Origin of the sequence: Snodgrassella alvi wkB2, from assembly GCF_000600005.1 — a bacterium.
GTDB lineage: Bacteria > Pseudomonadota > Gammaproteobacteria > Burkholderiales > Neisseriaceae > Snodgrassella > Snodgrassella alvi.
Map to the genome: position 1 here is coordinate 1,470,639 of NZ_CP007446.1, position 13,333 is coordinate 1,483,971.

Genomic DNA, 13,333 nt, shown 5'->3' on the forward strand with positions numbered 1-13,333 from the left:
CAAATTAAGCTGCAACATTTATGGCCACAACACGAAAAAAAACTGCTCCGAGCAAGCAGTTACCGAAAAAACTCAAACCACAGGAAATCAGCAAACCCAGACAGCCATGGTTAATGAACCTCATTAATGATATTTTCTGGCTGCTGGCGCTTATGATTACCCTGTTTGTCATACTGTCATTAGCCAGCTTTGATATGGCTGATCCGGCATGGTCACGCGGTATTGCACAAATTAATAAAACTCATAATCTGGCCGGTCTTACCGGAGCATGGCTGTCTGATATCGGCTACTACATTTTCGGTTTATCTGTCTGGTGGTTAATTATTGCTGCCATTATCGCCCTGTATAAAAGCTTTCGTCCGCTCAATGCACGCTCTCTTAACACCAGCGTTGACAGTAAACCCTACAGCAGCTGGCTGGCTCTGAGTGGTTTAGCTGTACTTCTGGTATTCAGCCCTACTCTAGAAAATCTGGTATTTACCAGTATGCTTGAGAATACTCTGCCTATTGGTGCAGGAGGTTTAACCGGGCAGAGTTTCGGAAAACTGTTACATCAGTTTTTCGGTATGACCGGTGGTCTGATTATTAGTATATTTATGATGCTGATCGGGCTGTCAATGTTATTGCAGGTATCGTGGTTAACCGTAATCGAAAAACTCGGTGCACAGTTTGAATGGTTCTGGTGCAAATTACTGCGCCGGCCGCAGCGGTTAATTACCGAATTTCCTAACAACAAAACCGTCCGGCGTGTAGTCAGACAGGCCAAAAATATTACAGCAAAAAATATCGAACCGCCCGAACTTACCACCAGCAACCGTAAAACCGTGGCTGTACGTACAGAAGTACCCGTCGCACAGGACTTAACAGAACCGGCACCGGTATCTGAACCTATAGTAAAAAGTGATAATGGTCTGATTCACTTACCGGATACAGAATTACTCAGCAAACCCTCCGGTCAGCCTGCTGTGGTTAACAGCGAGCTTTTGCAGCAAATGGCTGCACACATCGAATCCCGATTGAAAGAATTCGGCGTCGAAGTAGAAGTGACCAGTGCCACTACCGGCCCGGTTATTACCCGCTATGAAATCGAGCCAGCACAAGGAGTAAAAGGCAGCCAGATAGTCAATCTTAATAAAGATCTGGCCCGCTCCCTTTCAGTACAAAGCGTGCGTGTTGTAGAAACCATCGCCGGTAAAACCACAATGGGCATTGAGCTGCCTAATGAAGAACGCCAAAACGTTCTGCTGTCAGAAATTCTGGGCGCAAAAATCTTTCATGAAGCCGCTGATAAATTAACCATGGCTATGGGGAAAGATATTGCCGGTGCACCCGTGATTGCCAGCCTGGCGAAAATGCCGCATTTACTGGTTGCCGGTACTACCGGCTCTGGTAAATCTGTCGGTGTTAACTGCATGATTCTGTCGATTTTATACAAAGCACAGCCGGACGAAGTACGCTTTATCATGGTAGACCCGAAAATGCTGGAATTAAGCGTATACGACGGCATTCCGCATCTGCTTGCTCCGGTAGTTACCGATATGAAAGAAGCAGCTCAGGCACTCAACTGGTGTGTTACCGAAATGGAAAAACGTTACCGGCTGTTAGCGCATGTCGGAGTACGCAACATTACCGGCTTTAATGACAAAGTAGCAGCTGCCAAAGTAGCATCAACGCCACTGGTTAACCCATTCAGTACCAATCCGGACGATCCGGAACCATTGGATAAACTGCCTTATATCGTGGTTGTTATTGATGAGCTGGCTGACCTGATGATGGTAGAAGGCAAAAAAGTAGAACAGCAGATTGCCCGGCTGGCACAAAAAGCCCGTGCTGCCGGTATCCACCTGATACTGGCAACACAGCGCCCGAGCGTTGATGTGATTACCGGACTGATTAAAGCCAATATTCCCACCCGGCTTTCATTTCAGGTATCCAGCAAAATTGACAGCCGTACCATTCTGGATCAGATGGGTGCTGAAAACCTGCTGGGTAAAGGTGATATGTTGTTTTTACCGCCCGGACAGGCTGAACCAACCCGTCTGCATGGTGCATTTGTCTCCGATGATGAAGTTCATGCCATCGTTAACTTCATTAAACAGCAAGCTCCTGCCCAATACGTAGAAGGCCTATTATCGGGAGAGGCTGCTCAGACCAATGTTAATCAGGTTAATCCGAACGCCAACAGTGACGAATTATTCGATCAGGCGGTAGCCTTTGTACTGGAAACCCGTAAAACATCTATTTCATCTTTACAACGCCACCTGCGCATAGGTTACAACCGTGCTGCAAATCTGATGGAAGCACTCGAAGCCGCAGGCATCGTTTCACCTGCCGAGCTGGGCGGCAGCCGGCGGATTCTGGCACATAAAGACAGTCTGTAAAGATTAATACCCTTCTCTGTCTGCCAATAATTAAAGCCGCAATAAATATATTTTATTGCGGCTTTAACAGCTTTATAAATTCAGTTTAAGCTGCTTTTTTATAAGTATAAGCGAATCCGACTGCGCCAATCACAATCATCGGCAGACTGAGCCATTGCCCCATAGACATATGCATCGCCAGCAAACCCAGATAGTCATCAGGTTCACGCGCAAACTCAACAATAAACCTAAATACACCGTAGCCTAGTAAAAACAGCATAGATGCCTGCCCCAGCGGACGAGGTTTTTTGGTAAACAGCCACATAATCACAAACAGCACAATTCCTTCAAGCATAAATTCATACAGCTGTGAAGGATGGCGCGGTAGCATCTGAAATTTTTCCCATACCGGCAGCCATTTTTGCGGATCCTGCATCACCAGCGCAACATCATCATCATGCGCGTGCGGAAAACCCATTGCCCAGAAAGCATCAGCACTGGTAACACGCCCCCACAGCTCGCCGTTAATAAAATTACCGATACGGCCGCATGCCAGTCCGAGTGGTATCAGCGGCGCCACAAAATCGGCTACCGCCCAGAATTTAACCTTGTGTTTGCGGGAAAACAGCCACATGGCGACCAGCACTCCGATAAAGCCGCCATGAAACGACATACCACCCTGCCAGATTTTCAGAATATCCAGCGGATGATTAAAATAGTACGCAGACTGATAAAACAACACATAGCCCAGACGCCCGCCCAGTATCACGCCGAATACACCCCAGGTAAATAAATCTTCCAGCAATTCATTGGTAAATATGGTCTGCCCGCTTTTAATCCGTCTGCTTCCCAGCCAGATAAACAAACAAAAACCAACAATATAACTTAATGCGTACCAGCGAATGGCCAGAGGACCCAGATGTATCAATACTGGATCAAAATTCGGATGGATCATCATAAATTTAGCATTCCTCAGATATCCTGCTTATTTCATCAGTCACAACAGCCTGTCACCCTATTCTGAATAACAACCGGAATGACCAGAAATACCACAACCAAAATAACAGACAGTTTAACTCATATTAGCCAATCTATGCGCCACTTTCCGCATTTCATCCCTTGATAGCAATACCGAACAGATTGAAATAGAAAAATTATTCATTTAATTGATTCAGTATTTATTGACAGCTGTTATTAAGCAGCCTAATATAAAATATGTATTTTATATACATATTAAATTATACAAAATTTTCGGGAGAACAATCATGCAACTTACTACCAGACAAATCGAACTGGTTCAGTCTACTATTCCAACCCTAAAGGAACACGGTGTTGAACTAACCCGCTACTTTTACAACAGGATGCTCACTAATAACCCCGACCTAAAAGAAATATTTAACCTTGGCAACCAGCGCAATGATGCGCAACCACATGCACTGGCCAGTGCAGTATTGGCTTATGCTCAAAACATTACCAAATTACAGAACCTCGGCGATGCAGTTAGTCAGATCGCTCACCGGCATGTCAGTCTGGATATTCAGCCGGATCAGTATCCAATTGTTGGTACCAATCTGCTGCACTCCATCAGTGAGGTATTGAACGTCCCCATGGAAAGCGAACTGATAGAAGCATGGACTGCCGCTTATCAGCAACTGGCCGACATTCTTATTACCACAGAAGCAAATCTATATAAGAAACAAGATCAAACTGAAGGCGGCTGGAATGGCTGGAAAAAATTTAAAATAGTTGATAAGCAGATTGAAAGCAGCGAGATTACCTCTTTTTATCTGCAACCGGCAGACAACAGCCCGCTGCCGGAGTATAAGCCCGGTCAGTATATTTCCGTTCGGGTTATGGTACCTCAGCTAGGCATCCGGCAACCGCGTCAGTACTCACTTTCCGACAGCAATCACCCGAACTATTTCCGCATCAGCGTCAAAAAAGAAATTGGTGACAAACAACATGCTGAAGGTTATGTGTCTACAACTCTGCATGAGCATTACCAAATCGGTGATGAACTGGAAGTAACCAACCCAACAGGTACTTTTATACTCCACCATCCGCATAAAAATACTGTTCTAATTAGCGCAGGTGTTGGTATCACACCCATGATTGCTATTCTGAATACCCTTGCCGCAGAAGAAAATCCGCATCAGCAAATCAGTTTTATTCATGCCTGCCGCAACAGTAATGTACTGGCAATGCACCAGCATATCACCGAATTGCAGCAAAGCATGCCTAACCTGCGCAGCTATCTGGCCTGTGAAAACCCGGGTAAAGAATTAGCGGCTGATAAAATTGGTCGTCTGAATTTATCCGAGCTGGACAGCTCACTACTGCCTGCTGATGCAGACTATTATATTTGCGGCCCGATAGAATTTATGCATGCACAATATCAGGCTCTGCGTGATTTACAAATACCACAAAACCAGATTTTCATGGAATTGTTCGGTACAGGCGGATTCAGCCAGCTGGCAGCATAATAACCATTTTGAAATTATTTAAACGAAATCTTTTCATGGCAGCTGAAAACAGGCAAAATTGACCTTCCATTAGTCTGACAGTCTGCCATGCAATTAAACCGTTTTACCGATTTAGGCCTACGCGTATTATTAGCTTTACAATACCTGCCTGAGAACAGACTTTCTACCGTAGAAAGTCTGGCCAGACAGCTCAGCGTATCTAAAAATCATCTGGTAAAAATTGTATATTTCATGGCACAGAGCGGCTGGATTGATTCCTTTAAGGGCAGAAAAGGCGGTATAAAACTGGCTGAATCCAGCTATCAGCTCAAACTGGGTGATATTGTTCAGGCACTGGAGCTGGCCTCATCAGAGACTCCTCATTTAATCAACTGCCGGCAACCCCCATGCTCAATGGCAGAGTTTTGCTATCTTCCCCAACTATTCAGCGAAGCGCAGCAAGCCTTTTATCATTCCCTGAACCGCTATACCCTCAGTCAGCTCAATGCTCCGGCTGATAATCAGGCAATTATCAAATGGCTGGAGCAGCCAGAATAAATCAGCTGAAAATTCAAGCTAACAAATTACTCCCTGAATAATCACATTGTATCTTCGGTTTCAGATGTAGAATCATTAGCAGGCGCAGCAGATCCGTTAAGTAAACCCTCAACGGCAGGCGGTTGCGGAAGCAGCGTATTTAAAGCCAGTACAGAAGGATTCAAAACCGGATAATCACTGAAATCAATCTGATAACCACCATTACTGGTAGAATACAAACTTGCTTTGGCGCCCAGAGGAAAGGTAACCTTATCAGTAATATGCCCAAAAGGAAATCCGGTTAGTACCGGAACCTTTGTCAGCCTTGCCATCGTCTGAATCACAGAATTCAAAGTATAACTACTATCATAGACATCACGAATCGAGCCCATACGGAAATTACCCAGAATAATTGCCTGCTGTCGTGCAAGTACTCCGCTCAGATACAACGTCTGAAGCATGCGTTCTATCCGGTATGGCTGTTCACCCACATCTTCAATAAACAAAATACCGCCATTCACCTGTGGCATAAATTGAGAGCCGGCGAGCGCAGATAACACACTCAGATTGCCTCCCCACAAAATACCCTCAGCCCGTATCTGATAATTCTGCATATCGGCAACTGTAACCGACATTTTCGGATTACAGCTGTTCTCAATAAAAGAACGGGTGGTAAATAAACTCATCTGTGGTTTGCCAAACTCGCTATACAGCATTGGTCCGGCAAAGCTGCACATTTTCCCCTGAGCCAGCAATGCCAGTTGCACAGCGGTAACATCACTGTAGCCATACAGTAAAGTGCCCTGCTCACGCATTCTTGCACCCAGAGAAGACCAGTTAACCAGAGGCAGAATACGCATCGCCCCGTATCCACCACGCAGCCCCATCAGCACCTTCGGTACAGGTACCCGGCCGATAGCAACATCCTGCAAATCTGCAGCGCGCTCAGCATCACTGCCGGAAAAACGCTGATAGCGACGCATAAACGCCTGCTGATTACTCACGGCAAAACCGGCTATAGCCAGACGCTGGGCTGCCAGCTCACTCCGGCTGACACTTTCACCAAATCCGGAACAGGCAAAAATACGCATAGTATTAAGATTATTATTGGTTTGCACAGGTACTTTAGGTGTTGATGCTGTTTTGACGTCAGGCTTCGGATTGCTGCGACAAGCCTGCAACAGACCGGCACCTGCAAAAGCAGCGCCGGCACGCAGAAAATTACGACGGCTATTTTGTTGAGTATCCATAAAACTCACTTCCTGATCCGGCAGATTGTCCGGACAAAAATATATGGGCCATTGTAAAAGTAATTCATTCTGATTAACAATAGTCAGAACCAAAATTATTTATGCCGGTACAAACCGGCTAAGGCTTACTATATCCCTGTTTACAAAGAATAGCAGCAAAAAAATAGCAAAAAGGCATGTCACTGCCATGCCTTTTCAGTACCAACCGACAACCTGATTACTGCCGTGGCGGTATAGATTTGAGTAAATCCAGCAAAACAGACCAGCATTCAGCCACAGCTTTAATTTCTACCCGCTCTTTAGGAGAATGTGCTGCACGTATTGTCGGTCCGAATGACACCATATCCAGATGAGGTGCTTTACCACTGAGAATCCCGCATTCCAGTCCGGCATGAATAATCTGCAACGGTGGCTGTTTACCATAGTGACGGGCAAAAATAGTGCTGGTTAGTTTCAGTAAAGGAGAGTCTGCATTCGGTGCCCAGCCCGGATAATCTGCTGTTAACTCCAGATTTGCCCCGGCCATTCGCGCTAATGCAGCCAGACGCAAACTGAATTCATCTTTAGGTGTTTCCAGAAGCGAACGCATCAGACAATGTATCAGTAAACCATCGGTTCCGGTTTTCACTTCCCCCATATTAGAAGAAGTTTCCACAATCCCCTTAAACTGCTCACTCATGCGCATTACACCATTGGGCACAGCCAGCAGCAAATCAAGCGCTTTCTGAGTGCTTTCCAAAGTAGCGGCCTGAGTCAGATCCTCTGCCGGTAAAACTTCAATATCCAACTGTGTTTCTTCTGCCCATTCTGCAGCAATAAAAGCAGCAATTGGTGCAACAGCTGTACGTGCTGTATCAGCGTCCAGGCCAATCACAGCCTGAGCCTCACGCGTGATTACATTGCGCAGCTCGCCACCCTGCCATGAACCCAGAGCAAAAGGTATCTGTGCATACAAACCGGACAGCACCCGTGCCAGCAATACATTAGCATTGGCATGATTTTTATCAATATCCACGCCTGAATGACCACCGCGCAAACCGGACACCCGAACAGTACATGCAGACAGCTTACCGGCTTGCCAGTTCAGAGGTAAGGTCATACTGGCATCACGACCACCTGCACAACCAATAAAAATCTCACCCGCTTCTTCGGTATCCAGATTAATCAGATAGGGCATCTGCAACCAATCCGCACTTAGCGCTTCTGCTCCGCCCATACCGATTTCTTCTTCAACCGTAACAATCAGCGTTAATTCAGGATGCGCAATATCTTCACTGAATATTACTGCCAGCCCCATAGCCAGACCGATACCATTATCAGCACCGAGGGTCGTGTCATTAGCCCAAACCCAGCCTTCTTTAATCTGGGTCTGCACCGGATCACGCTGAAAATCATGCTGCGAATCAGCACCTTTTTGTGCCACCATATCCATATGCGCCTGAATGGCTACCGGCACACAATTTTCCATACCCGCAGTGGCAGGTTTGCAAATACGCAAATTTCCCTTAGCATCAATATCTGTTTTCAGAGCATGTTCTTGTGCTGCCTTAACCAGCATTTCCCGCACAGCCTGTTCATGAAATGTCGGACGCGGTACCGCACACAAACGCGCAAACCACTGCCATACCGGCTGCGGCTGTAATTGTTCAATTTCACTCATAACATTATCCAGTCACATATAAAACAAATCAGGCCACCATATGGCAGCCTGAACACAGTGTCAACTGACAAACTAAAACTTAACCCCTTTATGCAAAGCCACCACGCCAGCGGTTAAATTATGATAATTCACACTATCAAATCCTACATCCAGCATCATTTTTCTTAACGTTTCCTGATCAGGATGCATACGGATTGATTCTGCCAGATACTGATAGCTGTCTGCATCTTTGGCAATCAGCTTACCCATCAGCGGCAGCATCTTAAATGAATATAAATCATAAACCGGCTTGAGCGGCTTGAATACATGAGAAAATTCCAGTACCAGCAAAGTACCGCCGGGTTGTAAAACGCGATACATTTCCGCCAGTGCCACTTCTTTATGCGTCATATTACGCAAACCAAACGATACCGACACCAGATTAAAATAATTATCCGGAAAAGGCAGTTTTTCTGCATCACACAGAGCCACCGGCAATGCCAGCCCTTCATTAAGCAAACGATCCCTACCCACTGTCAGCATAGAAGAATTAATATCAGTAAGCCAGACTTCACCGCTGCGTCCTACCCGTCTAGCCCAGCCGCGCGACAAATCACCTGAACCGCCGGCAATATCCAGTACCTTATCGCCTTTACGTACCGGAGCTGTGGTAATGGTAAAGTGCTTCCAGATCCGGTGTAAACCGCCGGACATCACATCATTCATCACATCATAGTTTTTGGCCACCGAATGGAATACACCGGCAACACGACCCGCTTTTTCATCTTCATCAACAGTTTGATAACCAAAATGAGTTTTGTGATCGCTCATACCACACTTTCAGAATTAAATATTGCCCAAATAAACTTATCCGGCTGCCTGCATCCGAATAACCGCAAATCAGTCGGGGTCACGGCTGGCACCGGCAAGAAGTAACTGCTTTTCATAACCTGCCCAGAGTTCTGCCTGACTAACAGCCAGATCATACAAATAATCCCAGTCATACAACCCTGTATCATGTCCGTCTGAAAATGCAATACGCAAAGCATAATTACCAACCTGAGACAAAGCAGTAATCGTTACATCACGCTTACCTGTCTGTAATACTTCCTGCCCCGCCGCGTGACCGCGCACTTCAGCACTGGGTGAAAATACCCGCAGAAACTCAGCCTCAAGCTCATATGTTTTTGCTCCGTAAACCAGCCGTAATCTCTGCCGGTTCTGACTTAAGCGGATTTCAGCTGGTACCATATCCTGCATATAACTATTTTTTTCCGTCACAAGACATTAACAAACTATACCTATTCTAACCTAATATACCACTTACTGCCCAATCAGATTAAATACATAAGCCGGCAGCAACAGCCGCAACAGACCCTTTGCAAGGCAAAGCTTAAAGAAGTATATTAATCCTGCTCAATAATCAGCGAAAGAATACACCATGCAAACAGCAGCCATCATTGAATATATTGTTAACTGGTTACGTGATTATGCCACTCAGGCAAAATGCAAAGGTTTTGTTGTAGGCGTTTCCGGCGGTATCGATTCTGCCGTAGTCTCAACTCTTGCTGCCAGAACAGGCTTGCCCACATTAGTACTGGAACTGCCTATTCATCAGAAAGTTAATCAGATAGCACGGGCACAGGAGCATATTCGTCAGCTGAAAAGCCGTTATAACAACATAGAAGAACACTGGGTAGACCTTACCCGCACCTTTGACTCATTTACCATGGCGGTAGACATTGGTGACAATAAAGATGAACAAACCCAGCTGGCACTGGCCAATGCACGCAGCCGCCTGCGCATGATTGCACTATATTACTACGCTCAGGAACGCGGCCTGCTTGTGGTCGGAACCGGTAATAAAGTAGAAGATTTCGGCGTCGGGTTCTTTACCAAATACGGCGATGGCGGCGTAGATCTCAGCCCGATTGCCGATCTGCTTAAAAGTCAGGTATATACACTGGCTGAAGAACTGAACATAGATCAGAATATCATTGATGCTCCGCCTACGGATGGATTATGGGATGCCGATAAAACCGATGAAGAGCAAATTGGTGCAACCTATCCTGAGCTCGAATGGGCTATGAGTGTCTACGATACTCATAAAATAGACGATTTTACCGGCCGCGAGCGCGAAGTATTTGCTATTTATGAACGTTATCATCGTGCCATGCAGCATAAAATCAACCCGATTCCGGTATGCAAGATTCCGGACGAATTACTTAAATAATAGAAAAAACCAGATTGCAAAATCTGGTTTTTTATTTAGTAATCTTCAAATTGCAACCATAATTACATTATCAAATCAGATTATTATTTTTTAATAATAATCAGCCAAAACCAGACGCACAACATCCGGTCTGTACACATGTAAAATATTAATTACGGCTGAATAAAGCACAAATATGCGGCACTACTGCATCAACGGCCAGCTCAGTAGCTTCAGTATCCCTGCGTGCCTGATACTCTACCTTACCCGCTTTCAGACCACGGTCACCAATCACAATCCGGTGCGGAATACCAATCAGCTCAGAATCATGCAGTAATACACCGGAACGTTCATCACGATCGTCCAGCAGCACATCTATTCCGGCCTGCTGCAATTGCGCATACAAATTATCTGCGGCAGCTTTTACATCAGCTGACTTTTTATAATTCATCGGCACAATCACCACCGTAAACGGTGCCATAGCTTCTGTCCAGATAATACCGCGTTCATCATTATTCTGTTCAATTGCCGCAGCAATCACACGCGTAATCCCGATACCATAACACCCCATTTCCAGCACAACATTTTTACCGTTCTGATCCAGAACAGTAGCCTGCATAGCTTCAGAATACTTAGTCCGTAACTGGAACACATGGCCAACCTCAATTCCGCGGGCCAGCTTCAGACTTCCGGTTCCACATGGACTAGGATCACCGGCGATTACTTCGCGTAAATCAGCAAATTCCGGTTCTGCTGCATCACGGCCAAAATTAAAGCCTGTGTAATGATGATCGTCTTCATTAGCACCAATTACCCAGTCTGCAGATTTTGCAGTAGCAAAATCGGCGTATACCTTACCCTTAAAGCCCACAGGACCAAGCGAACCACCATGTGCGCCATTGAAAGCTGCTTCAATAGCTGCCACAGAAGCCATAGTTAACGGTACTTTTACTCCTGCCAGCTTCTCAGCCTTGATTTCATTCAGATGATGATCTCCGCGAACCAGCAGCAATACTACCGTTCCCTCTTCTTCACCCTCAACAACCAGCGATTTCAGAGTTTGCTCAACCGGAATGTTTAAAAATGCCACTAAATCTTCAATACTGCGTACATTCGGCGTATGAACTTTGCTTAAAGCCTGCCCTGCACTCCGGCGTTCTCCTGATAATGGCAAAGTAGCAGCCAACTCAACATTAGCTGCATAGTCAGATGTATCACTATAGGCAATAACATCCTCACCACTTTCCGCCAGAACCTGAAACTCATGCGACCCCGTTCCGCCAATACTGCCGGTATCTGCTGCCACAGGACGATAATCCAGTCCCAGCCGGTCAAAAACGCGGCAATAGGCATCAAACATATCCCGATAAGTCTGTTGCAATGATTCAAATGAGGTATGGAATGAATAAGCATCTTTCATAACAAACTCACGGGCACGCATTACCCCGAACCGTGGCCGTACCTCATCCCTGAATTTAGTCTGAATATGATAAAAATTCAGTGGCAGCTGCTTGTAGCTGCGAATTTCACTGCGCACAATATCCGTAATTACTTCCTCACAAGTCGGCCCCATACAGAACTCACGTTCGTGACGATCAGTAATACGCAATAATTCCTTACCATAAAATGCCCAGCGGCCGCTTTCCTGCCACAATTCAGCAGGCTGAACTACCGGCATCAGCAATTCAATCGACCCGGCACGATTCATCTCTTCCCGCACAATATGTTCAACCTTGCGCAGTACCCGCAACCCCATCGGCATCCATGTATACAATCCGCTGGCCAGACGCCGGATCATTCCGGTACGCAGCATAAGCTTATGGCTGGCCAACTCCGCTTCGGCCGGAGCCTCTTTTAACGTTGAAATATAAAACTGACTGGCTTTCATATATATCTCCAAAAACAGCCGCCATTGTACCAGTCTCCGCGCAGTAAAAAAGCCAATATCTTATACCTGAATAAACAAAATCAGCTTTAAATAATTACCCTGAGTAAAAGCCCGCAGACGTGATATGATAAACCTTATTTATCTGAATCTGTGCACCATGAAATATCTGCTTGTATACAGCAGCCGTTTTGGCTATACCCTTAAAATTGCCCAGACACTTGAAGCGCAATGGACTACTGCCGGCATCACAGTTGATATGATTAATCTAGCAGATGATCCGTTTATTCAGCAGGGGGAATATGATAAAATCATCATTGGTGCCTCTATCCGCTACGGACACTACGCTTCTCAGCTGGCACCCTGGATAGAACGCCATCAGCAAATCCTCAACAACACCCCAAGTGCCTTTTTCAGCGTCAGCATACTGGCTAACAAACCTCATCGCAGTACACCGCAAACACACACCTACACACGTAAATTTTTTACCAAAAGCCCATGGCGCCCTCAGTTAATTGGAATTTTTGCCGGAGAGCTGCACTATGCCAAATATAACCTGCTCGACCGCTACATGATGCGTCTGGTTATGAAACTGAATAAAGGCGAAACCCGTCTGGATGCCCATATTGAATATACCGACTGGCAAAAGGTGCGGGATTTTGGCGAACAAATACTCAAATTATAAAATATTATAATAGCATTATTCACAAAAATTGATATCCGTTTCGATCAGCTTAACACCCATATTCTTATAGCATTTTTATAAATACTTATATTTGCTTTATCTAAATCTAATCTTTTAATTAAAAAACCTTAAATAATAGATTATAAAAACTCAGTATTATGAAATTTAAATTTAATATTGATTACTAATTCACTATTTTTAATAATAAATGAAAATATTTTTAATAAAATCATTTTTATATATAAAATTTAATTTTAAATTATTTTCATGTAAAAAATCTCAAATAAATATTTTTTAGAACTT

General features: G+C 45.1%; 11 protein-coding genes. 5 read left to right on the forward strand and 6 right to left on the reverse strand.

The genetic code is table 11. The features are described from left to right. The first annotated feature begins 20 nt into the window (after nt 1–20). A complete protein-coding gene (locus tag SALWKB2_RS06755; RefSeq protein WP_025330915.1) occupies nt 21–2,381 on the forward strand; it encodes a DNA translocase FtsK in 2,361 nt (786 codons plus the stop codon). A gap of 85 nt (nt 2,382–2,466) precedes the next feature. Here SALWKB2_RS06755 and lgt read toward each other — a convergent pair whose 3' ends face one another. After that, nucleotides 2,467–3,318 carry a prolipoprotein diacylglyceryl transferase gene (lgt, locus tag SALWKB2_RS06760; protein ID WP_025330916.1) on the reverse strand — a complete coding sequence of 284 codons (852 nt, stop codon included), beginning with the start codon at nt 3,316–3,318 and terminating at the stop codon, nt 2,467–2,469. A 307-nt stretch (nt 3,319–3,625) separates the two neighbouring features. Between lgt and hmpA the strand changes: the two genes are divergently transcribed. Both hmpA and SALWKB2_RS06770 read left to right on the forward strand, forming a co-directional pair. After that, entirely contained in the window at nt 3,626–4,843 is a 1,218-nt protein-coding gene (gene hmpA / locus SALWKB2_RS06765) for an NO-inducible flavohemoprotein (protein WP_025330917.1), read from the forward strand. 87 nt (nt 4,844–4,930) lie between these two features. Further along, the gene (locus SALWKB2_RS06770) at nt 4,931–5,380 is read left to right on the forward strand and encodes an RrF2 family transcriptional regulator (RefSeq protein WP_025330918.1); all 450 of its coding nucleotides are present in this window, start codon (nt 4,931–4,933) and stop codon (nt 5,378–5,380) included. A 41-nt stretch (nt 5,381–5,421) separates the two neighbouring features. Here the strand turns inward: SALWKB2_RS06770 and SALWKB2_RS06775 are convergent, their stop codons facing one another. From SALWKB2_RS06775 to SALWKB2_RS06790, 4 genes are all read right to left on the reverse strand, one after another. Continuing rightward, the gene (locus tag SALWKB2_RS06775) at nt 5,422–6,609 is read right to left on the reverse strand and encodes an LD-carboxypeptidase (protein WP_025330919.1); all 1,188 of its coding nucleotides are present in this window, start codon (nt 6,607–6,609) and stop codon (nt 5,422–5,424) included. 217 nt (nt 6,610–6,826) lie between these two features. Then, nucleotides 6,827–8,269, reverse strand: coding sequence for an aminoacyl-histidine dipeptidase (locus SALWKB2_RS06780; protein ID WP_025330920.1), 1,443 nt, complete (start codon nt 8,267–8,269; stop codon nt 6,827–6,829). A gap of 72 nt (nt 8,270–8,341) precedes the next feature. Beyond that, a complete protein-coding gene (gene ubiE / locus SALWKB2_RS06785) occupies nt 8,342–9,079 on the reverse strand; it encodes a bifunctional demethylmenaquinone methyltransferase/2-methoxy-6-polyprenyl-1,4-benzoquinol methylase UbiE (protein ID WP_025330921.1) in 738 nt (245 codons plus the stop codon). Nucleotides 9,080–9,148: 69 nt separating this feature from the next. Continuing rightward, nucleotides 9,149–9,508, reverse strand: coding sequence for a gamma-butyrobetaine hydroxylase-like domain-containing protein (locus SALWKB2_RS06790; protein ID WP_025330922.1), 360 nt, complete (start codon nt 9,506–9,508; stop codon nt 9,149–9,151). 181 nt (nt 9,509–9,689) lie between these two features. On the opposite strand from SALWKB2_RS06790, the gene nadE reads away from it, so the two are divergent. After that, nucleotides 9,690–10,481 (forward strand): NAD(+) synthase, encoded by a 792-nt coding sequence (gene nadE, locus SALWKB2_RS06795; protein WP_025330923.1) that lies wholly within the window; start codon nt 9,690–9,692, stop codon nt 10,479–10,481. 148 nt (nt 10,482–10,629) lie between these two features. Here nadE and SALWKB2_RS06800 read toward each other — a convergent pair whose 3' ends face one another. Further along, entirely contained in the window at nt 10,630–12,348 is a 1,719-nt protein-coding gene (locus SALWKB2_RS06800; RefSeq protein ID WP_025330924.1) for a proline--tRNA ligase, read from the reverse strand. A 124-nt stretch (nt 12,349–12,472) separates the two neighbouring features. On the opposite strand from SALWKB2_RS06800, the gene hemG reads away from it, so the two are divergent. Continuing rightward, nucleotides 12,473–13,030 carry a menaquinone-dependent protoporphyrinogen IX dehydrogenase gene (hemG, locus tag SALWKB2_RS06805; RefSeq protein ID WP_080690455.1) on the forward strand — a complete coding sequence of 186 codons (558 nt, stop codon included), beginning with the start codon at nt 12,473–12,475 and terminating at the stop codon, nt 13,028–13,030. Nucleotides 13,031–13,333: the final 303 nt, after the last annotated feature.

Bases quoted from the DNA above. Each gene is read 5' to 3' on its own strand.
- nadE (WP_025330923.1), top strand. From the start codon at position 9,690: ATGCAAACAGCAGCCATCATTGAATATATTGTTAACTGGTTACGTGAT.
- ubiE (WP_025330921.1), bottom strand. From the start codon at position 9,079: ATGAGCGATCACAAAACTCATTTTGGTTATCAAACTGTTGATGAAGAT.
- SALWKB2_RS06790 (WP_025330922.1), bottom strand. From the start codon at position 9,508: ATGCAGGATATGGTACCAGCTGAAATCCGCTTAAGTCAGAACCGGCAG.
- lgt (WP_025330916.1), bottom strand. From the start codon at position 3,318: ATGATGATCCATCCGAATTTTGATCCAGTATTGATACATCTGGGTCCT.
- hmpA (WP_025330917.1), top strand. From the start codon at position 3,626: ATGCAACTTACTACCAGACAAATCGAACTGGTTCAGTCTACTATTCCA.
- SALWKB2_RS06775 (WP_025330919.1), bottom strand. From the start codon at position 6,609: ATGGATACTCAACAAAATAGCCGTCGTAATTTTCTGCGTGCCGGCGCT.
- SALWKB2_RS06780 (WP_025330920.1), bottom strand. From the start codon at position 8,269: ATGAGTGAAATTGAACAATTACAGCCGCAGCCGGTATGGCAGTGGTTT.
- SALWKB2_RS06770 (WP_025330918.1), top strand. From the start codon at position 4,931: ATGCAATTAAACCGTTTTACCGATTTAGGCCTACGCGTATTATTAGCT.
- SALWKB2_RS06755 (WP_025330915.1), top strand. From the start codon at position 21: ATGGCCACAACACGAAAAAAAACTGCTCCGAGCAAGCAGTTACCGAAA.
- SALWKB2_RS06800 (WP_025330924.1), bottom strand. From the start codon at position 12,348: ATGAAAGCCAGTCAGTTTTATATTTCAACGTTAAAAGAGGCTCCGGCC.
- hemG (WP_080690455.1), top strand. From the start codon at position 12,473: ATGATAAACCTTATTTATCTGAATCTGTGCACCATGAAATATCTGCTT.